Origin of the sequence: Campylobacter sp. 10_1_50 (genome assembly GCF_000238755.1) — a bacterium.
Taxonomy (GTDB): domain Bacteria; phylum Campylobacterota; class Campylobacteria; order Campylobacterales; family Campylobacteraceae; genus Campylobacter_A; species Campylobacter_A concisus_R.
Map to the genome: position 1 here is coordinate 771822 of NZ_JH414888.1, position 23845 is coordinate 795666.

General features: G+C 38.7%; 40 protein-coding genes. 37 read left to right on the forward strand and 3 right to left on the reverse strand.

Features of this window, described 5'->3' with window-relative positions:
• The 3 genes from HMPREF1019_RS08195 to HMPREF1019_RS08205 all read left to right on the forward strand — a co-directional run bounded on the left by HMPREF1019_RS08195 (window position 1) and on the right by HMPREF1019_RS08205 (window position 3177).
• The gene (locus HMPREF1019_RS08195; protein ID WP_009295250.1) at window positions 1–960 is read left to right on the forward strand and encodes a polysaccharide deacetylase family protein; all 960 of its coding nucleotides are present in this window, start codon (window positions 1–3) and stop codon (window positions 958–960) included.
• Window positions 950–1507, forward strand: a complete 558-nt coding sequence (gene frr, locus HMPREF1019_RS08200) for a ribosome recycling factor (RefSeq protein ID WP_009295251.1) — start codon at window positions 950–952, stop codon at window positions 1505–1507. Before HMPREF1019_RS08195 ends, frr begins: the two co-directional genes overlap by 11 nt.
• Window positions 1508–1599: 92 nt before the next feature.
• The gene (locus HMPREF1019_RS08205) at window positions 1600–3177 is read left to right on the forward strand and encodes a DUF4153 domain-containing protein (protein WP_009295252.1); all 1578 of its coding nucleotides are present in this window, start codon (window positions 1600–1602) and stop codon (window positions 3175–3177) included.
• Here the strand turns inward: HMPREF1019_RS08205 and HMPREF1019_RS08210 are convergent.
• From HMPREF1019_RS08210 to HMPREF1019_RS08220, 3 genes are all read right to left on the reverse strand, one after another.
• Window positions 3169–3723: a ribonuclease HII gene (locus tag HMPREF1019_RS08210; RefSeq protein WP_009295253.1), complete on the reverse strand. Its 555-nt coding sequence runs from the start codon at window positions 3721–3723 to the stop codon at window positions 3169–3171. The two genes, HMPREF1019_RS08205 and HMPREF1019_RS08210, sit on opposite strands and share 9 nt — an antisense overlap.
• The gene (locus HMPREF1019_RS08215; RefSeq protein ID WP_009295254.1) at window positions 3723–4577 is read right to left on the reverse strand and encodes a hypothetical protein; all 855 of its coding nucleotides are present in this window, start codon (window positions 4575–4577) and stop codon (window positions 3723–3725) included. Before HMPREF1019_RS08215 ends, HMPREF1019_RS08210 begins: the two co-directional genes overlap by 1 nt.
• Window positions 4578–4657: 80 nt before the next feature.
• Window positions 4658–5752, reverse strand: a complete 1095-nt coding sequence (locus HMPREF1019_RS08220; protein ID WP_009295255.1) for an ATP-binding protein — start codon at window positions 5750–5752, stop codon at window positions 4658–4660.
• A gap of 167 nt (window positions 5753–5919) precedes the next feature.
• Between HMPREF1019_RS08220 and HMPREF1019_RS08225 the strand changes: the two genes are divergently transcribed.
• The 34 genes from HMPREF1019_RS08225 to HMPREF1019_RS08385 all read left to right on the forward strand — a co-directional run bounded on the left by HMPREF1019_RS08225 (window position 5920) and on the right by HMPREF1019_RS08385 (window position 23844).
• Window positions 5920–6549: a hypothetical protein gene (locus HMPREF1019_RS08225; protein ID WP_009295256.1), complete on the forward strand. Its 630-nt coding sequence runs from the start codon at window positions 5920–5922 to the stop codon at window positions 6547–6549.
• Between the two features lie 329 nt (window positions 6550–6878).
• Complete coding sequence (gene rpsJ / locus HMPREF1019_RS08230) at window positions 6879–7187, forward strand: 30S ribosomal protein S10 (RefSeq protein WP_009295257.1); 309 nt, start codon at window positions 6879–6881, stop codon at window positions 7185–7187.
• A 20-nt stretch (window positions 7188–7207) separates the two neighbouring features.
• Window positions 7208–7786 (forward strand): 50S ribosomal protein L3, encoded by a 579-nt coding sequence (rplC, locus tag HMPREF1019_RS08235; RefSeq protein ID WP_002941563.1) that lies wholly within the window; start codon window positions 7208–7210, stop codon window positions 7784–7786.
• Window positions 7783–8397 (forward strand): 50S ribosomal protein L4, encoded by a 615-nt coding sequence (gene rplD, locus HMPREF1019_RS08240; RefSeq protein ID WP_009295258.1) that lies wholly within the window; start codon window positions 7783–7785, stop codon window positions 8395–8397. The genes rplC and rplD overlap by 4 nt, the downstream gene beginning before the upstream one ends.
• A gap of 1 nt (window position 8398) precedes the next feature.
• Complete coding sequence (locus HMPREF1019_RS08245; RefSeq protein WP_002941535.1) at window positions 8399–8680, forward strand: 50S ribosomal protein L23; 282 nt, start codon at window positions 8399–8401, stop codon at window positions 8678–8680.
• A gap of 1 nt (window position 8681) precedes the next feature.
• A complete protein-coding gene (gene rplB, locus HMPREF1019_RS08250) occupies window positions 8682–9515 on the forward strand; it encodes a 50S ribosomal protein L2 (RefSeq protein ID WP_002941522.1) in 834 nt (277 codons plus the stop codon).
• 2 nt (window positions 9516–9517) lie between these two features.
• Entirely contained in the window at window positions 9518–9799 is a 282-nt protein-coding gene (gene rpsS, locus HMPREF1019_RS08255; RefSeq protein ID WP_002941639.1) for a 30S ribosomal protein S19, read from the forward strand.
• 11 nt (window positions 9800–9810) lie between these two features.
• Window positions 9811–10143 carry a 50S ribosomal protein L22 gene (gene rplV / locus HMPREF1019_RS08260; protein WP_009295259.1) on the forward strand — a complete coding sequence of 111 codons (333 nt, stop codon included), beginning with the start codon at window positions 9811–9813 and terminating at the stop codon, window positions 10141–10143.
• Between the two features lies 1 nt (window position 10144).
• Window positions 10145–10843: a 30S ribosomal protein S3 gene (rpsC, locus tag HMPREF1019_RS08265; protein WP_002941650.1), complete on the forward strand. Its 699-nt coding sequence runs from the start codon at window positions 10145–10147 to the stop codon at window positions 10841–10843.
• Window positions 10844–10845: 2 nt separating this feature from the next.
• Entirely contained in the window at window positions 10846–11271 is a 426-nt protein-coding gene (rplP, locus tag HMPREF1019_RS08270) for a 50S ribosomal protein L16 (protein ID WP_002941572.1), read from the forward strand.
• Window positions 11258–11452, forward strand: coding sequence for a 50S ribosomal protein L29 (rpmC, locus tag HMPREF1019_RS08275; protein WP_002941625.1), 195 nt, complete (start codon window positions 11258–11260; stop codon window positions 11450–11452). Before rplP ends, rpmC begins: the two co-directional genes overlap by 14 nt.
• A gap of 1 nt (window position 11453) precedes the next feature.
• A complete protein-coding gene (gene rpsQ / locus HMPREF1019_RS08280) occupies window positions 11454–11705 on the forward strand; it encodes a 30S ribosomal protein S17 (protein WP_002941511.1) in 252 nt (83 codons plus the stop codon).
• On the forward strand, window positions 11705–12073 hold the full coding sequence (rplN, locus tag HMPREF1019_RS08285; RefSeq protein ID WP_002941516.1) for a 50S ribosomal protein L14: 369 nt from the start codon (window positions 11705–11707) through the stop codon (window positions 12071–12073). Before rpsQ ends, rplN begins: the two co-directional genes overlap by 1 nt.
• Window positions 12073–12309: a 50S ribosomal protein L24 gene (gene rplX, locus HMPREF1019_RS08290; protein ID WP_009295260.1), complete on the forward strand. Its 237-nt coding sequence runs from the start codon at window positions 12073–12075 to the stop codon at window positions 12307–12309. Before rplN ends, rplX begins: the two co-directional genes overlap by 1 nt.
• Before the next feature lie 5 nt (window positions 12310–12314).
• Window positions 12315–12860 (forward strand): 50S ribosomal protein L5, encoded by a 546-nt coding sequence (gene rplE / locus HMPREF1019_RS08295; RefSeq protein WP_002941643.1) that lies wholly within the window; start codon window positions 12315–12317, stop codon window positions 12858–12860.
• Between the two features lies 1 nt (window position 12861).
• Window positions 12862–13047 (forward strand): type Z 30S ribosomal protein S14, encoded by a 186-nt coding sequence (locus HMPREF1019_RS08300; RefSeq protein ID WP_002941532.1) that lies wholly within the window; start codon window positions 12862–12864, stop codon window positions 13045–13047.
• A gap of 9 nt (window positions 13048–13056) precedes the next feature.
• Window positions 13057–13452 carry a 30S ribosomal protein S8 gene (rpsH, locus tag HMPREF1019_RS08305; RefSeq protein WP_009295261.1) on the forward strand — a complete coding sequence of 132 codons (396 nt, stop codon included), beginning with the start codon at window positions 13057–13059 and terminating at the stop codon, window positions 13450–13452.
• Between the two features lie 197 nt (window positions 13453–13649).
• Complete coding sequence (gene rplF, locus HMPREF1019_RS08310) at window positions 13650–14186, forward strand: 50S ribosomal protein L6 (protein ID WP_002941606.1); 537 nt, start codon at window positions 13650–13652, stop codon at window positions 14184–14186.
• Window positions 14187–14196: 10 nt separating this feature from the next.
• Window positions 14197–14553, forward strand: a complete 357-nt coding sequence (gene rplR / locus HMPREF1019_RS08315; RefSeq protein ID WP_002941658.1) for a 50S ribosomal protein L18 — start codon at window positions 14197–14199, stop codon at window positions 14551–14553.
• A gap of 15 nt (window positions 14554–14568) precedes the next feature.
• A complete protein-coding gene (gene rpsE / locus HMPREF1019_RS08320; RefSeq protein ID WP_002941646.1) occupies window positions 14569–15012 on the forward strand; it encodes a 30S ribosomal protein S5 in 444 nt (147 codons plus the stop codon).
• A gap of 15 nt (window positions 15013–15027) precedes the next feature.
• The gene (gene rplO / locus HMPREF1019_RS08325; protein ID WP_009295262.1) at window positions 15028–15429 is read left to right on the forward strand and encodes a 50S ribosomal protein L15; all 402 of its coding nucleotides are present in this window, start codon (window positions 15028–15030) and stop codon (window positions 15427–15429) included.
• Window positions 15429–16691, forward strand: coding sequence for a preprotein translocase subunit SecY (gene secY, locus HMPREF1019_RS08330; protein WP_009295263.1), 1263 nt, complete (start codon window positions 15429–15431; stop codon window positions 16689–16691). Before rplO ends, secY begins: the two co-directional genes overlap by 1 nt.
• Window position 16692: 1 nt before the next feature.
• Window positions 16693–17451 carry a type I methionyl aminopeptidase gene (gene map / locus HMPREF1019_RS08335; RefSeq protein ID WP_009295264.1) on the forward strand — a complete coding sequence of 253 codons (759 nt, stop codon included), beginning with the start codon at window positions 16693–16695 and terminating at the stop codon, window positions 17449–17451.
• 34 nt (window positions 17452–17485) lie between these two features.
• Window positions 17486–17704, forward strand: a complete 219-nt coding sequence (gene infA, locus HMPREF1019_RS08340; RefSeq protein ID WP_002848031.1) for a translation initiation factor IF-1 — start codon at window positions 17486–17488, stop codon at window positions 17702–17704.
• 189 nt (window positions 17705–17893) lie between these two features.
• The gene (rpmJ, locus tag HMPREF1019_RS08345; protein ID WP_002941545.1) at window positions 17894–18007 is read left to right on the forward strand and encodes a 50S ribosomal protein L36; all 114 of its coding nucleotides are present in this window, start codon (window positions 17894–17896) and stop codon (window positions 18005–18007) included.
• A gap of 3 nt (window positions 18008–18010) precedes the next feature.
• On the forward strand, window positions 18011–18379 hold the full coding sequence (gene rpsM / locus HMPREF1019_RS08350) for a 30S ribosomal protein S13 (protein WP_002941610.1): 369 nt from the start codon (window positions 18011–18013) through the stop codon (window positions 18377–18379).
• Window positions 18380–18401: 22 nt separating this feature from the next.
• Window positions 18402–18794, forward strand: coding sequence for a 30S ribosomal protein S11 (gene rpsK, locus HMPREF1019_RS08355; protein WP_002941551.1), 393 nt, complete (start codon window positions 18402–18404; stop codon window positions 18792–18794).
• Window positions 18795–18819: 25 nt separating this feature from the next.
• Entirely contained in the window at window positions 18820–19446 is a 627-nt protein-coding gene (rpsD, locus tag HMPREF1019_RS08360; protein WP_002941501.1) for a 30S ribosomal protein S4, read from the forward strand.
• Between the two features lie 14 nt (window positions 19447–19460).
• Window positions 19461–20477: a DNA-directed RNA polymerase subunit alpha gene (locus tag HMPREF1019_RS08365; protein WP_009295265.1), complete on the forward strand. Its 1017-nt coding sequence runs from the start codon at window positions 19461–19463 to the stop codon at window positions 20475–20477.
• An 11-nt stretch (window positions 20478–20488) separates the two neighbouring features.
• The gene (gene rplQ / locus HMPREF1019_RS08370; protein ID WP_009295266.1) at window positions 20489–20845 is read left to right on the forward strand and encodes a 50S ribosomal protein L17; all 357 of its coding nucleotides are present in this window, start codon (window positions 20489–20491) and stop codon (window positions 20843–20845) included.
• Between the two features lie 650 nt (window positions 20846–21495).
• Window positions 21496–21630 carry a hypothetical protein gene (locus tag HMPREF1019_RS10550; RefSeq protein WP_258030631.1) on the forward strand — a complete coding sequence of 45 codons (135 nt, stop codon included), beginning with the start codon at window positions 21496–21498 and terminating at the stop codon, window positions 21628–21630.
• Between the two features lie 136 nt (window positions 21631–21766).
• Window positions 21767–22042, forward strand: a complete 276-nt coding sequence (locus tag HMPREF1019_RS08375) for a NifU family protein (RefSeq protein WP_009295267.1) — start codon at window positions 21767–21769, stop codon at window positions 22040–22042.
• Window positions 22029–22583, forward strand: coding sequence for a hypothetical protein (locus tag HMPREF1019_RS08380; RefSeq protein ID WP_009295268.1), 555 nt, complete (start codon window positions 22029–22031; stop codon window positions 22581–22583). The genes HMPREF1019_RS08375 and HMPREF1019_RS08380 overlap by 14 nt, the downstream gene beginning before the upstream one ends.
• Window positions 22561–23844, forward strand: a complete 1284-nt coding sequence (locus HMPREF1019_RS08385; RefSeq protein ID WP_009295269.1) for a UDP-N-acetylmuramoyl-L-alanyl-D-glutamate--2,6-diaminopimelate ligase — start codon at window positions 22561–22563, stop codon at window positions 23842–23844. Before HMPREF1019_RS08380 ends, HMPREF1019_RS08385 begins: the two co-directional genes overlap by 23 nt.
• Window position 23845: the final 1 nt, after the last annotated feature.

Below are 23845 nucleotides of genomic sequence, written 5' to 3' on the forward strand. Positions count from 1 at the left end.
ATGATAAAAACGTTTTTAGCGTCGCTTTTGACGCTAACGTTTGCTTTGGCAGACGCTCACATTCTAGTTTATCACCGCTTTGACGAGCCAAGGCACGCTAGCACGGATATTTCTATTCAAAATTTAAGAGCTCAGTTTGAATACTTCAAAAATAACGGCTACGAAGTTGTCAAGCTATCAAGGCTTGTCGATGCGGTAAATGCTGGTGAGCCGATCCCTGATAACTGGATCGTTATAACGATCGATGATGGCTATAAGAGCTTTTATAACAAGGCGCTTGAAGTTTTTAAAGAGTATAACTACCCATTTGCGATGATGATATACGTCGAAGCAGTCGCTGGCAAATATGGCGACTATCTCACATTTGATCAGCTAAAAGAGCTAGAAGCTTACGGTGAGATTGGCTACCACTCATACGCTCATCCAAGGATGACTAGACTTAGCGATGAGGCCTTAAGAGAGGACTTTCAAAAGGGCGTTGAAACCTTTGAAAAGCACATGGGTTATAAGCCAAAATACTTTGCAGTCCCTTACGGCGAGATCGATAGTAGAGTTGTCTCTTTGGCAAAAGAATTTGGCTTTTTAGCACTTTTAAATCAAAACTCAGGCGCAGTTTCAGATAAAAGCGACGTTTATGATCTTTACAGAACACCAGTGATGAATGGCACAAAGATAGCACTAACTTTTAATAGCAAATTTTTAAATGCCCAGTGGATATTTCCAGAGGACTATCCGCAAAACAATGCGATCGACAAGCTCATCATCAAGACCGACACAAACGCAAGTGAGGGCAGTTTTTTCATGACTGGCTTTGACGGCTTTAGAAAAGTACCTATGACAAATGGCGTTTTTGAGTGTAAATTTAACCCCCCACTTGATAAACGCAAAGTGCTAATGTCGCTAAAAGTAGATCATCACAGAAGCACAAAACTTCTAATAAAGGACACCAATGCTAAATAAAATTTACGATACCCAAAAAGAGGGTTGCGAAAAGGCGATCGCTTCTTTAAAGCGCGATTTTACAACGCTAAGAACTGGCAAAGTAAATATCAACATCGTGGATAACGTTATGGTTGATTACTACGGCTCGCCAACCCCGCTTAATCAAGTAGCCACCGTGCTTACGAGCGACGCTTCAACTATAGCTATCACGCCTTGGGAAAAGAGCATGATAAAAGCGATCTCATCAGCCATCCAAGCTGCAAATATCGGCGTCAATCCAAACAGCGACGGCGAGAGCGTTAAGCTATTTTTCCCACCGATGACCGTCGAGCAACGCCAAGAAAATGCAAAACACGCAAAAGCTATGGGCGAAAAGGCTAAAGTTAGCATAAGAAACGTAAGAAAAGACGCAAATGACGAGGTCAAAAAGCTTGAAAAAGACAAAGCTATAACTGAAGACGAGAGCAAAAAAGGTCAAGATGAGGTTCAAAAGATAACTGACACCTACACCGCAAAGATCGACACTCTCGTAAAAGAGAAAGAAGCCGAGCTTTTAAAAATCTAAATTTACTTAGAAATTTGCGCCTCTAGCAAATTTCTAAACCCTCACTCTTTAGCCACGTAGTGTGGCTAAATTTCATCCTTTAAAGGACGACATTGCAGATCGCCACTGAGCTAAAAACCGCATTTGCCGATAAAAAAATTTTGCTTCTTACTATTTTGGTTTTTTCTCTAGCTACCATTTTTCTTAGCCCAAGCCAGATAGTAGATGAGTATAGAGGTTTTTGGCTACTTGAGCCGCTATTTTTGGTCGCTATCTACCTAAATAAAAGGCAAATTTTACTTCCTTTATACTTTTTGGCATTTGGAGCTAGCCTTTATTTTTTTGACCTTAAGCTAAGCGGTCACGCCAGCGATCTTGTGGCACTTTATCTCATAGCTTTTGTGCTTCTATTTTCTTTAAATTTTGCCAATGATAATGAGAAATTTATAAGCCAGAGCCTAGCAAGACTTTTAAATTTACTCATCACATTTGCCATTTTTCACCTATTTTTTCTTGGCATTGTGGCTATTTGTGCAGGGCTTAACTACCTTTTTGATTTAGAGCTTCTAACCAGCCACAGGACGCAAAGGCTCTATCTGACACTGACCTCTTTTGGTCTGCCTTGTCTATTTATCTTTTTTGAGAGCAAATTTAGCGAGTATAGACTCTTAAATTTCATCAAGATTGTCATAAATTTCATCCTAAATCCAGTGCTCATCATCTATGTGGCGCTTTTAAATTTATACTGCATTTATAGGCTTGTTTTGCTTGAGCTGCCACGAGGCGGAGTAGCCTATATCGTGCTTGCTTGTTTGATAGCTGGCTTTGTTTTAAGAGGGCTAAATTTACTTATCAAAAGTCAAATTTATGATCAAATTTTTAAGCTCTTGCCACTTTTTGTCATCTTGCCTAGCATTTTGCTCTGGTGGGGCGTTTTGCATAGGGTCGGCGAGTACGGCCTAAGCGAGCCTAGGATCTATCTCATCGCCTGCGTGATATTTGCAAATTTGAGCTATTTTGTGATGATATTTCTTAGAAATTTCCCCTATAAATTTCTAGCATTTTTTATGATATTTGGCATATTTTTCACGCATTTTGTCCTTGATACAAAGCAGCTTGTGCTAAATTCTCAAAAAGAGCTTTTATTAAGAGAGCTAAGAGCACTAAATTTACTTGATAGTAGCGGCTTGCTAAGCAGCGACTTGAGCAAGATAGACAAAGAGAAGCTCTACTTTTTGCAAGATAAATTTGACTTTTTAGTAGAAAACGGCGATAAATTTGCGTTAGAAAATAAAAAATTTATAGCTGGTCTTGAGGTGGCTGAACAGAAAAATTGGCAGATATTTAGCATAGACTTTAGTGGCACCGCTATAAACGTGAAAGATGCGACTATCAAAACACCCATCACAAGCAGCACAAATGGCAATGAGCTCGTCATACAGCTAGATCATGAAAGCGTTAGCATAAATATGCAAAAACACCTAGAAAAGGCGCTCGCAAGTCTAAATTTAAAGCCAGATGGCGACTTTGGCTCAGAGGTATTTGAGCGGCTAAAAGAGCAGCTTTTGATCTTTGAAGTAGGCAAAAGGGTCTTTGTTTTGCGCTCTATGGAAATCGTGCAAGAAAACGGAGTTTATAAATTTTATGATGCAAGCGTGCTTTTTTATATGGAGGATGCGTTGCTAAAATAGCGAGCCTTGCGTGAGTTTTGGCTTTATGACAAAGCTTTTTCTATGAAAGTCTGAGTAGCCAAATTTAGCTATCGCATCTAGGTGCGACTTCGTGCCATATCCTTTGTGCCCTGCAAAGCCGTATGCTGGATAAAATTTATCCCAGCCACTCATCAAGCGGTCGCGGCTCACCTTTGCTAATATGCTAGCAGCACTTACCCCAGCGACCTTGCCGTCGGCCTTTATCATCGTCGTGATGCCAACGCCGTAGTCTAAATTTCCATCATAGATGATCTCAAAGTCCTCAAAATGCGCCTTGAAAAGTTTGAGCGCGCGCCTTAGGCACTCACTTAGCCCAAGCTCGTCTATCTGGGCGTTTGAGAAGTAGGCGATGAGAAAATTTGAGCTTTTTGTGATCTCTTTAAAGAGCTCTTCGCGCCTTTTTGCGGTTAGTTTTTTGGAGTCGTTTAGGCCAGAAATTTCGCTATTTAGCACGCAAGCAGCCACGCTTAGTGGTCCAGCCAGCGCTCCACGTCCAGCCTCGTCGATACCACAAATTTTAGCCATTACAGCCCGACTTCATCGCTAAAGTAAGGTCTTAGCTCCTCAAGTGGCACGCTGATTTGCTCCTCGTTTAAAAATGTAAGCCCAAGCGGCGAAAGCACGAAGTTATCGCTCACGCCAGCATTTGCAAGGATCGCTTTTAGGTGGCTGTCGTTTATATCTTTAAAAATTTGTTTTAGCTTTAGCTTTTTGTTTGTCGCAAGTGAGATCACCTCGCAGTTTGTCTTGGCGTTTTTATAGGTGCAAACACTCTTTATCTTGTCGTTGATGTAGTAGATCTCTTTTAGGCTCTCATACTGGCTATTTGGCCATTTTTTGCGCTCGCTTTTTAGGTCGTAAAACTCTGCAAGAAGCTTGTTTTTATATTTTTTGGCGGAGTCTTTAGCGAAGATGTCGTTAGTGATCGCTTCGTATCTTGTGCCGTTTGACTCGGTCATTTGGATGCCGATATTTAGGATCTCATACTCTTTTTCTTCTTTTATGGTGGCGTTGTAGGCTTTGTTTTTGACGATTATCTTGCCTTTTAGCTCGCCGTTTTCGTTTTTAACGTCTAAATTTATCTTGTCTGAGACTGCATTTAATGAAGAAATTTCACTGCCATTTTGCTCAAAAGAGCCTTTTTCGTAGTCGTATTTTGCGCCGTCAAAAAAGATGTGGCCACTTATCTTAGGCGGGACCTTAAAGCTCTTGGTTTGTTTGAAATTTTCAAATTCATCTTTAAAATAGTTCATATAAACTTCAAATTTCACACCATTTGCATCGCCACTAAATTTATAAAATTTAGCCCAGTTTTCGTGGTTTATCTCATAGCCAAAAAGGCTTACAGCGATGAATAAGATCCCAAAAAATGCTCTCATGTCCGTCCTTTATAGTTTTTTTGATTATAACTATTTTATCCCTAGACTTTTAAAATGATAATCAAACAAAGAGTTTAAATTTATAAACCTAGGCTCCACCTAGAAAATGGCAAGATCTCGCACTTTATCCCCTCGATACTTTGCTCGGCTTGGTTTGCGATGCTGATGATTTGAAGTTTGCTAACGCCCAGCTCTTTTAAATTTGTGTGGAGTTTTTTAAATTTTAAAAAGACGATCTCAGGCGCAGAAAATGGCACGCATATGATCGCAAGCTTCCTTTTGCTAAGGAAAAAATCGATCTCTTTTGTGTAGTAAATTTCATCTTTAAATTTAAGCAGCTCGCAAAAAACGACATTTGCAAAGACAGCTAAAAAGTCCTTTTTTAGGCACAAAGCATTACGAAGTGCGAAATTTGTAAAGTAAATTTTCTTGCTCGTGCTACTCTCATCTAAATTTGGCACAAACTCCACGTATCCGCTCTCATTTAGCAAATTTATCGCGCTATAAACGCTATCTTTTGAAATTTTCATCTGCTCTTTTAGGTTTTTATAAATCCCGAAGACGCTTATGGTGTCGTGGCACTTTGTCGCGCACTCTTTTAAGATAGCGATGCTTTGCTCGTTTAAATTTGCTCTTAAGAGCTGCTGCAAGTGGGCTGTGACCTCGCTAGAGTCCAAAAAGGCGCTTGCTATCTCGTTGCCATGAGCCAAAAAGTAGCTAAAAAGCAGGTCTTGGTCTAAATTTTTCTTAAAAAATAGTATAAATTCTTCGTAGTCGAGATAGTTTAAATTTATGCGCACAAAGCCCTCAAGCGAGAGTGAAAATTCCTTGCTTGTAAGGATGATATTTTCAAGTGCAGCGTCCTTTAAAAAGTCTAAATTTATAAGATCGGCGGCTTGTAAATTTTCAACTGCGAGCACCTTTATCTGAGCATTTTTTTCTAAAAACTCTTTTAAATTTGCTAAAAGCAAGGCTCTATCTATCCTTAGATCGTCTAAATTTATATAAAGCCTCTCTTCGCTTTTATAATGGCTCAAAAACTCATAGACAAGGGCTGTTTTGCCACTTGAAATAGCGCCAATGATAAGCGTTTTTGGCGAGATGATCTCATATTTTCTGGGGATAAATTTAGCATTTTTAATGGGTGCTTGATAGAGCGTTTCTAAACTTTTCAAATTTGACCTTTTTGGCTTTTTGAAATTATAGCCACTTCCTTTTAAAAAGGAAAATATTGCTTTAAATTTTTATAAATGCTTAAGCCTAATATACGTAGAATGCTTTAAATTTCAAAAGTAGATAGACTGACATTTATAGTGAAATAACATTATTTAAAGGAGATGTGATGAAAAAAATGTATAAATTAGCTGTCTTAGGTGCAATGGCATTGTCTTTTACTGGATGTTTTAATATCCCTACACCATTAAGCAAAGAAACCTCTTTGCAACTAGCAAGAGAACAAGACTTAAATCTTTGGTGTTTAGTCGTAGATGCAACTGCAAAAGAAAAATTTAAAAACGCAAGAAGACTTGCTGTAACATATTACAATTCACCAAAATATGAAGGACAAGTACAAATAGGTCCTCGTGGCGAATATAGCATAATGGACAATGATCAAACTTTTGCAAAGCATCCTCCACTCTATGAGCTATATATTAGAGATTTAGGAATGGTATTTCATACCCCATATTGTGATATCCCAAACAAAAAAATTGTAAAAGTAGTAGAGCTAACCCCACAATTAATGAAAAAAAATTATGAAGGCGGTGGCTCAAATAAAGATATTGAATTTATTAATAAAACTGAAGCCGCTATACAGCAAGCACTTTATAGCAATGAGAGAATTGTAGAACTTATGGAAGTTGGCGATTCTTATGAGTCAATATATAAGGACTATGTAACTGGGCAAGAGATAAAAAGATTTGTCTATGATTTTAAAGGATATCAAGAATATATAAAAAATCAGAAAAAGTAAAAATATTGTAGTTTTAAAATAATCAAATTTATCCTAGTAAAAAATAACTAGGATAAATTTTTTACTTCTTTAAAAGCTCAAACTAATATATAAAAAATCTAAAATTTATTTATAGCTAACTTAGATACCTTCCTTATCAAAAGGAAATAATTAATCAAAATTCAACAAAAAATAGCGTTTTTCTTGACAACTATAATAGCTTTTTTGTAAAATCCCTATCTCTTTACGAAAGACCTATGTCTTGCTCGTACGATCGCTTGATCCTATGCGAGTTATTTTGATGTAAAGAGGTCGCGAGTTTGCGACAAGTTCTTTTTAAAGGAAAACACATGGAAAGAATCAGGTTAAAGCTAAAAGCTTACGACCATAGAGTTCTAGACCGCACTGTTGCAGCAATCGTAGAAGCTGTCAAACGAACAGGTGCCGACGTTCGTGGCCCGGTACCAATGCCTACAAAGATCAAACGCTATACAGTCTTAAAATCTCCACACATCAACAAAGACTCACGTGAGCAGTTTGAGATGAGAATACACGCTCGTATGCTTGACATCGTAGCTGCTACTCCAGAAACTGTAGATAGCCTAACAAAACTCGACCTAGCTCCAGAAGTTAATGTCGAAGTTCGTGCGATGAAATAAGCGGACAAAAGGATAAGAGTATGGAATATATTGTAGAAAAAATAGGCATGAGTAGAACGATTGCCACGAAGAGTACGCCAGTTACACTACTTAAGCTAGTTGAGGCTAAAGTATGTGAGATCGACGAAAACAAACGTGCTATCGTAGCGTATGCCCACACTAAAGCAAACAACAAAGCTATCGCTGGTCAGCAAAAGAAATACAATCTGACTGCAGAATTTAACAAATTTGCTACGCTTGAAGTAGCTAATAGCGAAGTTGGAAACCTAGACTTTACACCATTAAATGAGGCTAAAATTTTAAAAGTTAGCTTTAACTCAAAAGGTAGAGGCTACCAAGGTGTGGTAAAAAGACATGGTTTCGGTGGTGGTCCAAAAAGCCACGGCTCACGTTTCCACAGACGCCATGGTTCAATTGGTAACTGCGAATGGCCAGGTCGTGTTCAACCAGGTATGAAAATGGCAGGACACATGGGCAATGAGAAAGTTACTGTTAAAAACGAGCTAATAAGCTTTGACGCTCAAAATGGCATCGTAGTTGTAAAAGGTTGCGTTCCTGGTCACAATGGTGCAATGGGTAAAATAAGGATTGTAAAATGAGTAAAATTCACGTATTAAACGATAAATTTGAAAATTCAGGCGAGTTAGAGCTTCCTGCAAGCTACGCTGAAGTAAATCCGCACAACCTATATCTTTATGTAAAATCTTACCTTGCTGGTATAAGAGCAAATTCGGCTCATACTAAAAGTCGTGCTTTTGTAAGCGGCGGTGGTAAAAAACCATGGAGACAAAAAGGACGTGGTGGTGCAAGAGCAGGTTCGACTAGAACTAACGTTTGGGTAGGCGGTGCAGTTGCATTTGGTCCAACAAACGAGAAAAACTATTTTCAAAAAGTCAATAAAAAACAAAAAAGACTAGCTCTTGAGTACGCTTTGGCAGTAAAAGCACAAGATGGTAAAATTTTCGCAGTAGATAGCATCTCAATCGAGTCTGGAAAGACAAAAGATGCAGCTAATATCATCAAAAATTTAAAAGTAAAAGATGCACTTATCGTTAAAGATTTGCTAGACGATAAAACACTACTTGCTTTTAGAAATTTAGCAAACTGCTATGTAGTAGATTCAAATGAGATAAATGCTTATCTTGTCTCTACATTTAGTTCGGTTATCATTGAAAAAGCTGCACTAAAAACTATAACAAAAGAGGGCTAAAATGGCGGATATAACTGATATCAAAACAATTATTTATACAGAAAAAACTCTAGGCCTTCAAGAACAAGGCGTTGTTGTTATCCAAACTTCACCAAGGGTTACAAAAAACAGCTTAAAAGCGGTTTTACAAGAGTATTTTGGAGTAACGCCTGTTCGCGTAAATTCACTTAGAATTAGCGGCAAGGTTAAGCGTTTTAGAGGAAGAGCAGGCCAACGTGACGAGATAAAGAAATTCTACGTTAAGTTACCTGAAGGCGTAAGCCTAGAAAATACGGAGGCGTAAGATGGCTATAAAATCATATAAACCATATACACCTAGTCGTAGATATATGACTGGACTAAGCTCTGAAGATATAACAGCTAAACCAAGCGTTAGAAGCTTGCTTGTTAAACTACCTGCAACTGGCGGTAGAAACAACAATGGTCGTATAACTTCAAGACATAAAGAAGCAGGTGCAAAAAAACTTTATCGTATCATCGATTTTAAACGTCGTAAATTTGGTATAGAAGGTAAAGTTGAAGCGATCGAGTACGATCCAAACAGAAACTGCCGTATCGCTCTTATAGCTTACAAAGATGGCGAAAAACGCTATATCATTAGACCAAATGGCCTAAATGTTGGCGACGTTATCGCATCTATTGATGAGGGCTCACTAGATATTAAACCAGGCAACGCTATGAAATTAAGATTTATCCCAGTTGGTACTATAGTTCATAACGTAGAGCTAAAACCTGGTAAAGGCGCTCAGATAGCTCGTTCAGCTGGTGGTTATGCTCAGCTAATGGGTAAAGAAGAGAAGTATGTTATCTTAAGAATGCCAAGTGGCGAGATGAGACAAGTACTAGCTGAGTGTATGGCAAGTATCGGTGTAGTAGGCAACGAAGACTGGGCTAACATCACTATAGGTAAAGCTGGACGTAATCGCTACCGCGGTATCCGCCCACAAACACGTGGTTCTGCTATGAACCCAGTTGATCACCCACACGGCGGTGGTGAAGGTAAGAAAAATTCAGGCCGTCACCCAGTTACTCCATGGGGTAAACCAACTAAAGGTGCTAAGACTCGCCGTAAAAAAGCTAGCGATAAGCTTATAATTTCAAGAAGGAAAGGAAAATAGAGATGGCAAGATCACTCAAAAAAGGTCCTTTCGTAGATGATCATGTAATGAAAAAAGTTATTGCCGCAAAAAATGCAAACGATAACAAACCAATCAAGACTTGGTCAAGACGTAGCACGATTGTACCTGAAATGATTGGACTAACATTTAACGTTCATAATGGCAAGAGCTTTATTCCTGTATATGTTACAGAAAATCATATAGGCTATAAACTTGGCGAATTTGCTCCAACACGCACATTTAAGGGTCACAAAGGCTCAGTGCAAAAGAAAATCGGCAAGTAAGGGGAGATAATATGAGTAAAGCAATTATAAAATTCGTAAGACTTTCTCCTACAAAAGCAAGACTTATAGCAAGAGAAGTTCAAGGTATGAATGCCGAGCTAGCGCTTGCAAGCTTGCAATTTATGCCAAATCGTGGTGCTAAATTTATAGCAAACGCTATTAGCTCAGCAGTAGCAAATGGCGGATTTGAGCCAGAAGAAGTTGTAGTAACTAGTTGCCGCGTTGACGCTGGTCCTGTATTAAAGAGATTTAGACCAAGAGCAAGAGGAACAGCGAGCAAAATTCGCAAACCTACTTCTCATGTAATGGTAGAAGTATCTAAACCTGAAAAGAAGGAAGCATAATATGGGACAAAAAGTAAATCCAATAGGTCTTAGACTAGGAATTAACCGCAACTGGGAATCTAGATGGTTTCCAACCAAACAAAGTCTTCCTGAAAATATCGGTGAAGATTACAAAATTCGTGCATTTTTAAAGAAAAAGCTTTACTATGCAGGAATTAGCCAAATTTTAATCGAAAGAACGGCTAAAAAACTTCGTGTAACCGTGGTTGCAGCTCGTCCTGGTATCATCATCGGCAAAAAAGGCCAAGATGTTGAAAACCTAAAAAACGAAGTTAGCAAACTTATCGGCAAAGAAGTAAATGTAAATATCAAAGAAGAAAGAAAAGCTCAAGCTTCAGCTCAACTTGCTGCTGAAAACGTAGCTATGCAACTTGAAAAGCGTGTCGCATTTAGACGTGCTATGAAAAAAGTTATCCAAGGTGCTCAAAAATCAGGCGCTAAAGGTATCAAAATTTCAGTTGCTGGTCGTTTAGGTGGCGCTGAGATGGCAAGAACCGAGTGGTATCTAGAAGGTCGCGTTCCGCTTCATACTCTTAGAGCAAAGATAGATTACGGTGTAGCTGAGGCTCATACAACTTATGGAAACATAGGTATTAAAGTATGGATTTTTAAAGGTGAGGTTCTTCAAAAGGGTGTTCAACCTGAGAAAACTGAAGAAGAAGCACCTAAGAAAACACGTAGAGCAAGAAGAGGTAAATAATTATGTTGATGCCTAAAAGAACGAAATTTCGTAAGCAAATGAAAGGTCGCAACCGTGGTTATGCGACTCGCGGAGCATCTTTAGCAACTGGCGAATTTGCACTTAAAGCTGTTGAGGCTGGTAGAGTAAATTCACGCCAAATAGAAGCTGCTCGTCAAGCTCTAACTCGTCACGTAAAGAGACAAGCTAAAATTTGGATTAGGGTTTTCCCTGACAAGCCACTTACTAAAAAACCTCTACAAACTCGTATGGGTAAAGGTAAGGCAGGAGTTGAAGAGTGGGTTATGAACATTAAACCTGGTCGTATAATATTTGAAATGGCTGGTGTTGACGAAGAGTTGGCTCGTGAAGCTTTAACTTTGGCTCTACACAAACTTCCTTTCAAATCAAAATTTGTAACGCGAGAGAGTGAAAATGAAATATACTGAGTTAAAAGATAAGAGCGTTGCAGAATTAAACGCGTTGCTAAAAGAGAAAAAGGTGCTTTTATTTACTTTGAGACAAAAGCTAAAAACTATGCAGTTAAGCAACCCTAATGAGATTAGTGCTGTTCGCAAAGAGATAGCTCAGATCAACACTGCAATTAGTGCAACAAGACAAGGGGCGTAAAATGGCATTAAAAAGAGAAATTCAAGGTGTTGTTTTACAAAAAGCTGGAGATAAAACAGCTACTATTTTGGTAGAAAGACGCGTTATGCACCCAAGATACCATAAATTTGTAAAACGCTTTAAGAAGTATTTAGTTCATGATGAGAAAAATGAGACAAGAGCAGGCGATACAGTTGTTGCAGTTGAGTGCAGACCACTTTCAGCTCGCAAGAATTTTCGCTTAAAAGCTGTATTGGCAAAGGGAGTTGAGTAATGATTCAAAGTTTTACAAGACTTGCAGTTGCTGATAACAGCGGTGCAAAAGAGTTAATGTGTATAAAAGTTCTTGGCGGCAGCAAAAGAAGATACGCTACACTTGGCGATATCATAGTTTGCTCTGTTAAAAAAGCTCTTCCAAATGGTAAGATCAAAAAAGGACAGGTTGTAAAAGCTGTTGTTGTAAGAACTAAAAGAGAGGTTCAAAGAGATAATGGTTCGCTAATCCGCTTCGACGAGAACGCAGCTGTTATACTTGATAGCAAAAAAGAGCCAGTCGGCACTCGTATTTTTGGACCAGTTGGACGTGAAGTTAGATATGCTAACTTTATGAAGATTGTTTCGCTAGCTCCGGAGGTTTTATAATGGCTAATGTAAAATTTAAAGTCAAAAAAGGCGATACTGTAAAGATTATCGCTGGTGACGATAAAGGCAAAACTGGTAAAATTTTAGCAGTTCTTGCAAAAAAAGGTCAGGTTATAGTTGAGGGATGCAAAGTAGCTAAAAAAGCTATCAAACCAAGCGAAAAAACTCCAAATGGTGGTCACGTAAATAAAGAGATGCCAATTGACATATCAAATGTCGCGAAAGTTGAAGGATAAGAGATATGAGTAGATTAAAAGATAAATTTAACGAAACTATCAAGCCAGCTCTCGTAAAAGAATTTGACATCAAAAATCCAATGCTCATCCCTGCACTCGAGAAGATCGTGATCAGTGTAGGTGCTGGAGACTCTGCGAAAGATCAGAAAGTGCTTCAAAATATGGCTGATACCATTTCACTTATCGCTGGACAAAAAGCGGTTATCACTGATGCTAAAAAATCAGTTGCTGGCTTTAAAGTTCGCGAAGGTTTCCCTGTTGGTATCAAAGTAACTTTGAGAAAAGAGCAAATGTATGCTTTCTTAGATAAGCTAATTAGCGTTGCTCTTCCAAGAGTTAAAGACTTCCGTGGTCTTCCAAAAAATGGCTTTGATGGACGTGGAAACTATAACTTCGGTCTTAGCGAGCAGCTAATGTTTCCAGAGGTTGAGTACGATAAAATTTTACGAACTCATGGTATGAATATTACAATTGCTACTACGGCTAAAAACGATAAAGAGGCATTCAAATTGCTAGAGCTATTTGGTGTGCCGTTTGCAAAAGGAAAGTAAAATGGCAAAGAAATCAATGATAGCAAAAGCTGCACGCAAGCCAAAATTTGCGGTTCGCGGCTATACTAGATGCCAAATTTGCGGTCGTCCGCACTCTGTTTATAAAGATTTTGGAATTTGCCGTGTTTGCCTAAGAAAAATGGCTAACGAAGGCCTAATACCTGGTCTTAAAAAAGCAAGTTGGTAAGGAAGAGAAATGTTGAACGATTTAATATCAGATGGATTAACACGCATTAGAAATGCAAGTATGAGAAGACTTGAGACTGCGAAATTGCTTCATTCTAAGGTTGTTGAGGCTACTCTTTCTATCCTTGCAGCAAAAGGCTATGTAGAGAGCTACAACGTTATCGAAGAAGGTAACAAGAAATTTATAAACGTAGTTTTAAAGTATGATGAGTACGGCAGAAGCGTTATAAACGAGCTTAAAAGGGTTTCAAAACCTGGTCGCCGCGTTTATCAAGGTAAAGACGACATTAAGCGTTTTAAAAATGGTTACGGAACAGTTATCGTTAGCACAAGCAAAGGCGTTATGAGCGGTATTGAGGCAAGTAAAGCTGGCGTTGGCGGCGAGGTTCTTTGCACCGTTTGGTAATAAACTGCGTTAAAAACGCTATTTTGACCTTATAGCTTAAGGTTAAAATTTCTTTTTAGCTAGGTGAAATTTTATATTTCGCCAAAGCTAAATTTAGAAATTCAAATGAAGGTTTCGTCAAATTTGACGATCAAATTTACGGCATTGTGGTGTTTATTCGTAAATGTAGGAACACCCTAGACAAGTAAAGGAAAAAAATGTCACGTATTGGAAAACAGCCTATCGCTATCCCAAGTGGTGTAGACGTTAGCGTTGAAAATAATGTCCTAAAATTTAAAAAGGGCAATCACTTAAAAGAGCTTGACACAAAAGGTCATGTTGATGTCAAGATAGAAAATGGTCATATAGTTTTTGCTCCAAAGGGCGAAGATCGCCAAAGCAGAGCTTACTGGGGAACATATAGAGCACTTGCTAACAACATCGTAACTGGTATCACTCATGGCTTTACTCGCCAGCTTGAGATCAACGGTGTTGGTTACAAAGCAGCTGCAAAAGGTAAAATTTTAGAGCTATCTCTTGGTTTTTCACACCTTATCAACTATGAGTTACCAGCAGGTGTTGAAGCTAGCGTTGATAAAAACGTTATTACTATCAAAGGTGACGACAAACAAGTAGTAGGTCAAGTGGCTGCTCAAGTTAGAGGATTTAGACCACCTGAGCCATATAAAGGCAAGGGCGTTAAATATCTAGAAGAACGTATCATCCGCAAAGCGGGCAAGACATCTAAGAAGTAAGGGGCGGTAAATGACAGCAAAAGTACTAAAAAGAAAAATCGCTCTTAGAATTAAGAGAAAAAGAAGAATCAGAGGTAAAATTTCTGGTGTTGCAACTTGCCCAAGAGTTTCTATTTTCAAATCAAACAGAACTCTTTATGTTCAAGCGATTGACGACGTTACAGCTACTACACTAGCTGCAGTTGATGGTAGAAAAATAGGCATAAAAGCAAATAAAGAAGGTGCGGTCACTTTAGCTAAAGAATTTGCTAAGGCTTTAAAAGCTAAGAAGATAGATGTTGCAATTTTTGATAGAAATGGTTATCTATACCATGGTGTTATCGCAGCATTTGCTGAAGCTTTAAGAGAAAATGGCATCAAGCTATAACCCAAAGGAAAATCGATGGAAAAATATAATAGAGAAGAATTTGAAGAAGTAATCGTCGATATCGGTCGGGTTACAAAGGTTGTTAAAGGTGGTCGTAGATTTAGATTTACAGCTTTAGTTGTTGTTGGTAATAGAAATGGTCTAGTTGGCTTTGGATATGGCAAAGCGAAAGAGGTGCCAGATGCGATGAGAAAAGCGATTGACGACGCATTTAAAAATATTATCCACGTTAAGATCAAGGGCACAACTATCCCTCACGATGTAGAGGTAAAATACAACGCAAGTAGAATGCTACTTCGCCCAGCTAGCGAAGGTACTGGTGTTATCGCTGGCGGTAGTGCGCGTCCTATTATCGAGCTTGCAGGTATTAAGGATATCCTTACTAAATCACTTGGCTCAAACAACTCAGCAAACGTCGTTCGTGCTACTATAAAAGCACTTAGTTTGCTAAAAAGCTAAGAGAAAGGAGTTAAGATGGCATTAGAAAAATTAACACCTGCTGCAGGTTCAACCCATGCAACTAAAAGAATAGGTCGTGGTCAAGGCAGTGGCAATGGCAAAACTGCTGGCAAAGGTAACAAAGGTCAAAGAGCAAGAAAAGGCTACAATGAAAAAAGAGGCTTTGAGGGCGGACAACAACCACTTCAAAGACGTCTTCCAAAAGTAGGATTTGCTTCTAAATTTGAAAAACCTTATGTTATCAATGTTGAAAAGATCGCAGCTATAAAAGAGCTTGCTGAAATTTCAATCGCAACAATAGCTAGCATTCATAAAATTTCAAAGAGCGTTACTAAGATAAAACTAATCGGTGCAAGCGCAAAAGCTCTTGCTTCAAAGATCAAAGACGAGAACGTTAGCGTTAGCGGAACAAAATAATGGATAAAACACTGACCAACAAGATTTTAATCACGTTGGCATTTTTGTTCGCATACAGGATACTGGCTTATGTGCCAGTTCCTGGTGTCAATGTCGACGTAATTAAAGAATTTTTCAATTCAAACAATAGCAACGCCTTGGGTCTATTTAATATGTTTAGTGGTAAGGCCGCTGAGCGTTTAAGTATCATATCTCTAGGTATCATGCCTTACATCACAGCTTCGATCATCATGGAGCTTCTAGCAGCGACATTTCCAAAGTTAGGTCAGATGAAAAAAGAGCGCGACGGTATGCAAAAATATATGCAAATCATACGTTATGCAACTATCGTTATAACTCTTGTACAATCAATCGGCGTCTCTATCGGACTTCAAAGCTTAAGCGGTCGTGGTGGCGAGCAAGCTATCATGATAGATATGAATTTATTTATCGCGATCTCTGCTGTATCTATGCTAACAGGCACTATGCTACTTATGTGGATAGGTGAACAGATCACACAGCGCGGTATAGGAAACGGTATAAGTCTTATCATCTTTGCGGGCATCGTCTCTGGCATACCTAGTGCGATCGGCGGAACTGTAAATTTGGTAAATACTTCTGAGATGAATTTCCTAACAGTCATCGCTATTTTGGTGATCATTTTAGCGACTATTGGTGCTATTATCTTTGTCGAGATGGGCGAAAGACGTATCCCTATTTCTTACTCAAGAAAAGTGATAATGGAAAATCAAAACAAACGTATAATGAACTATATACCGATCAAAGTAAATTTAAGTGGTGTTATCCCACCGATATTTGCTAGTGCGATTTTGATGTTTCCAAGTACTATTTTACAAGCTAGCACAAATCCAGTAATCCAGGCTATCAACGATTTTTTAAGTCCAAATGGCTATATGTTTAACGTTTTGACATTTTTATTTATCATCTTCTTTGCGTTTTTCTATGCATCTATCGTGTTTAACACAAAAGATATAAGTGAAAATTTAAAGAAACAAGGCGGATTTATCCCTGGTGTTAGGCCAGGCGAGAGTACAGCTAGCTATCTAAATGAAGTAGCTGGCAGGCTAACTTTAGGTGGAGCTTTGTACTTGGGCATCATTTCAACATTACCTTGGGTACTTGTAAAGACTATGGGCGTACCATTTTATTTTGGTGGTACATCAGTACTTATCGTGGTTTCGGTAGCACTTGATACGATGAGACGTATAGAGGCTCAGTCTTATACAAATAAATACCAAACTCTAAGTGCAGTAGGTCTATAAAATGGCTATCACGCTAAAAAGACCAGCTGAGATAGAGAAAATGAGAGCGGCGAACAAGATCGTCGCTCGAACACTTGATCACGTTTCTACGATCATAAAACCTGGAATTTCACTTCTTGAGATAGATAAAATTTGTGAAGATATGATAAGAGCCGCTGGAGCAAAACCTGCTTTTAAAGGGCTTTATGGCTTTCCAAATGCAGCTTGCATAAGCGTCAATGAAGTGGTGATCCACGGAATTCCAAATGAGTACAAGCTAAAAGAGGGCGATATCGTTAGTGTAGATATTGGCTCAAATTTAGATGGTTATTTTGGTGATTCAGCTAGGACATTTGGAGTTGGTAAAATTTCAAAAGAAGACGAAGCTTTGATCGCTTGCTCAAAAGACGCGCTATATTTTGCGATTGATTTTATAAGAGCTGGTATGCATTTTAAAGAGATTAGCTACGAGCTTGAGAAATTTATTCTTGGTAGAGGATATGTACCTTTGCGCGGATATTGCGGTCATGGCATAGGCAAAAGGCCACATGAAGAGCCAGAAATTCCAAACTATCTTGAAGGGAACAATCCAAAAGCTGGACCAAAGATAAAAGAGGGGATGGCTTTTTGTATAGAGCCGATGATCTGCCAAAAAGATGGCACGCCAGTTTTAGGAAGCGATAACTGGAAAGTAACCTCAAAAGATGGTTTGAGAACTAGCCATTATGAGCATTGCATGGCGATAGTTAATGGCAAAGCCGAAATTTTAAGTCAAGCGTAAAATTTATAGCAAAAATTTAAAGAAAGGAGAGTTTGTGGCAAAAGACGATGTCATTGAGATTGATGGAAATGTTGTTGAAGCACTGCCAAATGCAACTTTTAAAGTTGAGCTTGACAACAAACATATCATTTTATGTCATATCGCCGGTAAGATGAGAATGCATTATATAAAGATAATGCCTGGCGACCGCGTAAAAGTAGAACTTACGCCATATAGCCTAGACAAGGGTAGGATCACTTATAGATATAAGTAAATTTGATTTTGTGGCAAATATGCTAAGTAAATTTAAAGCTGGTTTTAGGTAAAATCCAAGCTTTGCGAAAAGCTGTATGAAGAATTATTTTCAAAGTTCCCCACTTATTTTGAAAATAGTTGGTTTAAATTATTTCTTTAGACCTGATGCAGCCCCTAAAAAAGTGGAATAAATTTTTAGGAGACTAAAATGAAAGTTCGTCCTTCTGTAAAGAAGATGTGTGACAAATGTAAAATTGTCAAACGTAGTGGCATAATTCGTGTTATCTGCGAAAATCCAAAACATAAACAAAGACAAGGATAAGGCATGGCACGTATTGCAGGTGTAGATTTACCAAACAAAAAGAGAATAGAGTATGGTTTGACTTATATCTATGGTATAGGTCTTTACAAATCTCGTCAAATCCTTGACGCAGCTGGAATTTCTTACGATAAGAGAGTTTACGAGCTTAGCGAAGACGAAGCAGCAGCTATCCGTAAAGAAATTCAAGAGCACCATATCGTTGAGGGTGATTTGAGAAAACAAGTTGCTATGGATATCAAAGCTCTTATGGATCTTGGAAGTTACAGAGGTCTTCGCCATAGAAAAGGTCTTCCTGTTCGTGGTCAAAAGACTAAAACTAATGCTAGAACCAGAAAAGGCAGACGTAAAACTGTCGGTGCGGCTACTAAGTAAGGCAAGGGTTAAAGGATAATAAATGGCGAAAAGAAAAATTGTTAAGAAAAAAGTAGTTAGAAAAAGCATAGCCAAAGGTATCGTTTATATCAGTGCAACATTTAACAACACTATGGTAACTGTAACTGATGAAATGGGAAATGCTATTGCATGGAGTAGTGCAGGTGGCTTAGGCTTTAAGGGTAGTAAAAAATCAACTCCTTATGCAGCTCAACAAGCTGTAGAAGATGCTTTAAATAAAGCAAAAGAACACGGCATTAAAGAAGTTGGCATCAAGGTTCAAGGTCCAGGTAGCGGACGTGAAACGGCTGTTAAGAGTGTAGGTGGTGTTGAAGGCATAAAAGTAACTTTCTTCAAAGATATCACACCTTTACCACATAATGGTTGCAGACCGCCAAAACGCCGCCGCGTATAATTAGAGAAAATTAGGAGAAATTATTATGGCTAGATATACAGGACCTGTTGAAAAATTAGAAAGACGTCTTGGTGTGTCTCTTGCGTTAAAAGGCGAAAGAAGACTTGCTGGTAAAAGTGCTTTAGAAAAAAGACCTTATGCGCCAGGACAACACGGACAAAGAAGAGCAAAAATAAGCGAATATGGCTTACAACTTCGCGAGAAGCAAAAAGCTAAATTTATGTATGGTGTTTCAGAGAAACAATTTAGAAGATTGTTCCAAGAAGCAGCACGCCGCGAGGGCAACACAGGTGCTCTTTTGGTTCAACTACTAGAACAAAGATTAGACAATGTTGTTTACAGAATGGGCTTTGCAACGACTCGTCGTTTTGCTCGCCAGCTTGTAACTCATGGACATATTTTAGTAAATGGCAAGAGAGTGGATATCCCATCTTATAGAGTGGAGCCAGGCTCTAAAGTAGAAGTTGCTGAGAAATCTAAAAACAATCCACAAATCGTCCGCGCGATCGATCTTACAGCTCAAACTGGCATCGTCGCTTGGGTAGATGTGGAAAAAGAGAAAAAATTTGGAATTTTCACTAGAAATCCAGAAAGAGAAGAGGTTATCATTCCTGTTGAGGAAAGATTTATAGTAGAGCTTTACTCAAAATAATAGAGGGTATAAAGATGAGAAAGATTACTACATCAGCTTATATGCCAACTGAAATAGAAGTTAAAAGTGTTAGCGAAAATGTCGCTAACATTACAGCATATCCTTTTGAAGCAGGTTATGCTGTTACTTTGGCTCACCCACTACGCCGTCTTCTTTACACAAGCACAGTAGGCTTTGCTCCTATCGGTGTAAAGATAAAAGGCGTTAGTCACGAATTTGATAGTATGCGTGGTATGCTTGAAGACGTGGCATTTTTTATTATAAATTTGAAGAAGATCAGATTTAAATTAAAAAGCGGCAGCGAGCGTGAAGTTATAGAGTATAGTTTTAAAGGACCAAAAGAGATAACTGGAGCTGACCTAAATAACGACCTAGTTGAGATCGTTAATCCAGACGCATATCTTGCAACCATCAACGAAGATGCTGAGTTAAATTTCTCAGTTATCATCCAAAAAGGTATCGGATATGTTCCTAGTGAAGAGATCAGAGAAGAGATCGAAGACGAGTATATCGCACTAGATGCTTTCTTTACACCTGTTAAAAAAGCAGTTTATGAGATACAAAACGTCTTGGTTGAAGATGACCCAGACTACGAGAAGATCGTGTTTACGATAACAACAGATGGCCAAGTTGGTCCAGTAGAAGCTTTTAAAAATTGTTTAGAAGCTATGTATCAACAAATGTCGGTATTTAAAGGAATTTTAGATATTAACGTTAGCGCCCCAGTTGCTAGTTCAAGTGCAAGCGGCGAGTTCTCAAAGCTACTTTCTAGCGTAGAAGATCTAAATTTAAGCGCTAGAAGTTTTAACTGCCTTGACAAAGCCGATATTAGATTTATCGGTGAGCTTGCGTTGATGGACGAAAATGAGCTTAAAGAGCTTAAAAATTTAGGTAAAAAATCTCTTGAAGAGATAAAAGCGGTTATGGAAGAGATAGGCTATCCAGTTGGTGTCGATGTGTTAAAAGATAGCAAAGAGCAACTCAGAAAGAAAATAACCGAGCTAAAATCACAAATGAGTGCAAAAGAATAAAAGGACAATAGATGAGACATAAACACGGATATCGCAAACTTGGTAGAACGTCATCTCATAGATCTGCATTGCTTAAGAATTTAGCGATAGCTATCATCAAAAGCGAAAAGATAGAGACAACTTTACCAAAAGCAAAAGAGCTTAGAAGCTATGTTGAAAAGCTTATCACAAGAGCTAGAAAGGGCGACTCTAACGCTCACAGAGCAGTATTTGCTTCTTTGCAAGACAAAGAGACTACAAATAAGCTAGTTACTGAAGTAGCTCCAAAATTTAAAGAGTGCAACGGTGGCTATACAAGAATCATCAAAACTCGCGTTCGCAGAGGCGACGCAGCTGAGATGGCTTATATAGAGCTAGTAGCTGAATAATCCCCAGAGAGCCTATCTGGCTCTCTTTTCTTTCTAAATTTATCTTTTTTTACGTTTATTTTCTTTTTTAAAAGTTTTTGTTTTTAAATTTATCTATACTTATCCGCATCTTCTTGTTGTAGTAAATTTACAAGTTAGAAAACCATAATTTGACCCCTGGAGTGTTTAGCGGGGTGATGGGCGTGGAACTAGTGTAAATTTGTATAGTGATTTTAATTGCAAAATAAGCTAGATATTCAAGATGTTAAATTTAATGTATTTTAAATTTCTAAAAAAACCTTGTAAATTTCTATATTTTTTAAATTTATCCATTCTGTGTTGTAGTAAATTCGCAAGTTATAAAATCATAAAATTTGACTTTTGGAGTGTGCGAGGTGATGGCACGTAGCTAATGCAAATTTTATACAGCAGCTTTAAACCAAAAAAATTAACTAGATGATAATGGCGTAAAGCTTAATACACTCAAAATCCCTATAATAAACCTATAAATTTTAGCTCTTTAGGGAGAGTTTTACAAAAAGCACAAAGACATAGTTGAGAAATTTAAAAAGGCTCAGGATGAAATTTTAGACTACATCAAAGTAAACGAGGATGAGGCGCTTAAATTTACAGCCGAAGAGACTGGGCTTAGCATAGAGGCAGTAAAGAGCATGTATCCTCAGTATGACTTTAGCTCAAAGATCACGGCTGATGATATAAAAGCCCTTGAAGCTACGCAAGAATTTATGCTTGAGAGCAAGATGATAGAACATAAAATCGATATAAAATCACTTCTACTAAACTAAACTTAAAGGGCAAATTTGCCCTTTTTCTCCACAAAAAAACACCAAAATTTAAAGCCAAAATGCCCCCAGCAAAAGCCTAGAAAACGTTTGTTTGCACTTTATCTGCTATAATAGCTAAAAAATTTAAGGAAAAAATATGATCCCATTTAGTGATGAAGAGCTTTTAAAACCAGTGACTGCGAGCTTGCAAAAGGTGCTACCTATGCTTGAAAATGACGGCGGCGGCATGGAGCTACTTGGCATAAAAAACGGCAAAATTTACGTAAGACTCACAGGACATTGTCACGGATGCGCAGCTAGCACAACCACGCTAAAATACGGCATCGAAAGGCAGCTTCGCATAGACATTCATCCGGAGCTTGAGGTCATAAATGTCCCAATAGGCGAGGAATTTGACATTGATAGATTATAAAAAAATAGGCATAAAATATTTCAAACGCTCTAAATTTAAAGATGCGATCTTTTACTTTTCATTAGCCTACGAAAAGACGCAGGAGAAAAATTTACTATTTTTGATACAAATTTGCTCTCTTGGTGAGGAAAATGCCGAAGAGGCAAAGCTTTTGTTTGACTACTACATGGCGAAGGTAAGAGCCGGCGAAGACGACGAGGGCGTGGAGGAAATTTTAAAAATTTTAGAGTCCAGAGACGAGGAGAGCGAGTACTTTGAAGAGCAAGACGCGATCAGCTACGAGGACTTTAAAAGGGCTGTTTATAAGGACGGCAGCTTTAAAAAGGTCTTTGAAAACATCATGTTCTCAACCAAAGTGATGATCTCAAACAAAGACGATTTTTTGGAATTTTTAGGAAATTTGATAAAAAATGACTTTATCGATATGAGCATGAACTATCTTGAGAGTGCGGCGGTGATGTTTGGCGGCGACGAGCGTATAGATCAGCTTTTTAAAGAGATACAAAAAAGACAAAACGATGAAAATATCAGTAGAAAATAGCTTCATAACAGATGACTCAAACGAGTGCGAGCAGGGTGCATACTTTGTGCAAACTACTGCAAATGCGAAATTTGCAGAGGATGCGGTAAAAAAGGGCGCTAAGATAATCACCCTTGAAGAGTGCAAAAAGCTTTTAAAGATCGATGAAAGCTTAAAAATAGTTGGCATCACAGGCACCAATGGCAAGACCACAACGGCTGCGGCTATCTACGAGACCCTGCGAAATTTAGGCAAAAAATGCGGACTAAGTGGCACTAGAGGAGCTTTTATAGAGGGCGAGCAGATAGACGACAAGGCGCTTACGACAAGTGCCATTTTAAAGACGCTCTCATACCTAAAAGTAGCCAGCGAGCAGGGCTGTGAGTACTTCGTGATGGAGGTTAGCTCGCACGCGATCGCTCAAAAGCGCATAGAGAGCTTGAAATTTGCCCTAAAAATTTTTACAAACCTAACGCAAGATCACCTAGACTACCACAAGAGCATGGAGGAGTACGCGAGAGTAAAATCAAGCTTTTTTGACGATGAGAGCGTAAAGCTCATAAACATTGACGATGGTGGCGTTAAATTTAACCCAAAAAACGCCTACACATACGCGATTAAAAAGCCAGCCAGCTTTGCGCCGATAGTTTATGGGCTAAAAGACGGCATAGATGCAGTTATCAAGACGCCAAATGGCGATGTGGAGATAGACTCAAGCCTTCAAGGTGAGTTTAATCTCTACAATCTAATCGCAGCTCTTGGCGCAGTTTGCCTGCTAGAGCGTCCAGAAGCAGCTGCCCTTTCAAAGGCGATAAGTAAATTTAAAGGCGTAAGCGGCAGGATGGAGGTCGTTAGCACCGATCCGCTAGTCATCGTGGATTTTGCTCATACGCCTGATGGCATCGAAAAGGTGCTAAACTCGCTTAGACATCTAAATTTGATCGCAGTCTTTGGTGCAGGCGGCGATAGAGATAGGACAAAGCGCCCTAAAATGGGAGCAATAGCCCAAAAATACGCAAGAATTTGCATCGTCACAAGCGACAATCCAAGAAGCGAAGAGCCAGAGAGTATAATCGATGAAATTTGCGCTGGCATGAGCCAAAATGAAAATTTGATACGAAACGCCAACCGCAAAGAGGCGATCGCTCTAGCCATTAGCAAGCTTGAGCCTGGCTGGGCGCTTGTCATACTTGGCAAAGGCGACGAGCCATATCAGGAGATAAAGGGCGTCAAGCACCCATTTAGCGACAAAGAAGTAGTAAAAGAGCTTTTAAAGAGGTAAA

Coding starts and splice junctions, on each gene's coding strand:
- HMPREF1019_RS08215 (WP_009295254.1), bottom strand. CDS start 4,577: ATGAGAGCATTTTTTGGGATCTTATTCATCGCTGTAAGCCTTTTTGGC.
- HMPREF1019_RS08300 (WP_002941532.1), top strand. CDS start 12,862: ATGGCAAAGAAATCAATGATAGCAAAAGCTGCACGCAAGCCAAAATTT.
- rplV (WP_009295259.1), top strand. CDS start 9,811: ATGAGTAAAGCAATTATAAAATTCGTAAGACTTTCTCCTACAAAAGCA.
- map (WP_009295264.1), top strand. CDS start 16,693: ATGGCTATCACGCTAAAAAGACCAGCTGAGATAGAGAAAATGAGAGCG.
- HMPREF1019_RS08195 (WP_009295250.1), top strand. CDS start 1: ATGATAAAAACGTTTTTAGCGTCGCTTTTGACGCTAACGTTTGCTTTG.
- rpsH (WP_009295261.1), top strand. CDS start 13,057: ATGTTGAACGATTTAATATCAGATGGATTAACACGCATTAGAAATGCA.
- rpsM (WP_002941610.1), top strand. CDS start 18,011: ATGGCACGTATTGCAGGTGTAGATTTACCAAACAAAAAGAGAATAGAG.
- HMPREF1019_RS08375 (WP_009295267.1), top strand. CDS start 21,767: ATGATCCCATTTAGTGATGAAGAGCTTTTAAAACCAGTGACTGCGAGC.
- rpsS (WP_002941639.1), top strand. CDS start 9,518: ATGGCAAGATCACTCAAAAAAGGTCCTTTCGTAGATGATCATGTAATG.
- rpmC (WP_002941625.1), top strand. CDS start 11,258: ATGAAATATACTGAGTTAAAAGATAAGAGCGTTGCAGAATTAAACGCG.
- rplR (WP_002941658.1), top strand. CDS start 14,197: ATGACAGCAAAAGTACTAAAAAGAAAAATCGCTCTTAGAATTAAGAGA.
- HMPREF1019_RS08365 (WP_009295265.1), top strand. CDS start 19,461: ATGAGAAAGATTACTACATCAGCTTATATGCCAACTGAAATAGAAGTT.
- rpsK (WP_002941551.1), top strand. CDS start 18,402: ATGGCGAAAAGAAAAATTGTTAAGAAAAAAGTAGTTAGAAAAAGCATA.
- rpsD (WP_002941501.1), top strand. CDS start 18,820: ATGGCTAGATATACAGGACCTGTTGAAAAATTAGAAAGACGTCTTGGT.
- rpmJ (WP_002941545.1), top strand. CDS start 17,894: ATGAAAGTTCGTCCTTCTGTAAAGAAGATGTGTGACAAATGTAAAATT.
- secY (WP_009295263.1), top strand. CDS start 15,429: ATGGATAAAACACTGACCAACAAGATTTTAATCACGTTGGCATTTTTG.
- rplX (WP_009295260.1), top strand. CDS start 12,073: ATGGCTAATGTAAAATTTAAAGTCAAAAAAGGCGATACTGTAAAGATT.
- rplE (WP_002941643.1), top strand. CDS start 12,315: ATGAGTAGATTAAAAGATAAATTTAACGAAACTATCAAGCCAGCTCTC.
- rpsQ (WP_002941511.1), top strand. CDS start 11,454: ATGGCATTAAAAAGAGAAATTCAAGGTGTTGTTTTACAAAAAGCTGGA.
- rplN (WP_002941516.1), top strand. CDS start 11,705: ATGATTCAAAGTTTTACAAGACTTGCAGTTGCTGATAACAGCGGTGCA.
- rplO (WP_009295262.1), top strand. CDS start 15,028: ATGGCATTAGAAAAATTAACACCTGCTGCAGGTTCAACCCATGCAACT.
- frr (WP_009295251.1), top strand. CDS start 950: ATGCTAAATAAAATTTACGATACCCAAAAAGAGGGTTGCGAAAAGGCG.
- rplB (WP_002941522.1), top strand. CDS start 8,682: ATGGCTATAAAATCATATAAACCATATACACCTAGTCGTAGATATATG.
- rpsJ (WP_009295257.1), top strand. CDS start 6,879: ATGGAAAGAATCAGGTTAAAGCTAAAAGCTTACGACCATAGAGTTCTA.
- HMPREF1019_RS08225 (WP_009295256.1), top strand. CDS start 5,920: ATGAAAAAAATGTATAAATTAGCTGTCTTAGGTGCAATGGCATTGTCT.
- HMPREF1019_RS08385 (WP_009295269.1), top strand. CDS start 22,561: ATGAAAATATCAGTAGAAAATAGCTTCATAACAGATGACTCAAACGAG.
- rpsC (WP_002941650.1), top strand. CDS start 10,145: ATGGGACAAAAAGTAAATCCAATAGGTCTTAGACTAGGAATTAACCGC.
- rplD (WP_009295258.1), top strand. CDS start 7,783: ATGAGTAAAATTCACGTATTAAACGATAAATTTGAAAATTCAGGCGAG.
- HMPREF1019_RS08210 (WP_009295253.1), bottom strand. CDS start 3,723: ATGGCTAAAATTTGTGGTATCGACGAGGCTGGACGTGGAGCGCTGGCT.
- rplF (WP_002941606.1), top strand. CDS start 13,650: ATGTCACGTATTGGAAAACAGCCTATCGCTATCCCAAGTGGTGTAGAC.
- rpsE (WP_002941646.1), top strand. CDS start 14,569: ATGGAAAAATATAATAGAGAAGAATTTGAAGAAGTAATCGTCGATATC.
- rplC (WP_002941563.1), top strand. CDS start 7,208: ATGGAATATATTGTAGAAAAAATAGGCATGAGTAGAACGATTGCCACG.
- rplQ (WP_009295266.1), top strand. CDS start 20,489: ATGAGACATAAACACGGATATCGCAAACTTGGTAGAACGTCATCTCAT.
- rplP (WP_002941572.1), top strand. CDS start 10,846: ATGTTGATGCCTAAAAGAACGAAATTTCGTAAGCAAATGAAAGGTCGC.
- HMPREF1019_RS10550 (WP_258030631.1), top strand. CDS start 21,496: ATGTATCCTCAGTATGACTTTAGCTCAAAGATCACGGCTGATGATATA.
- HMPREF1019_RS08245 (WP_002941535.1), top strand. CDS start 8,399: ATGGCGGATATAACTGATATCAAAACAATTATTTATACAGAAAAAACT.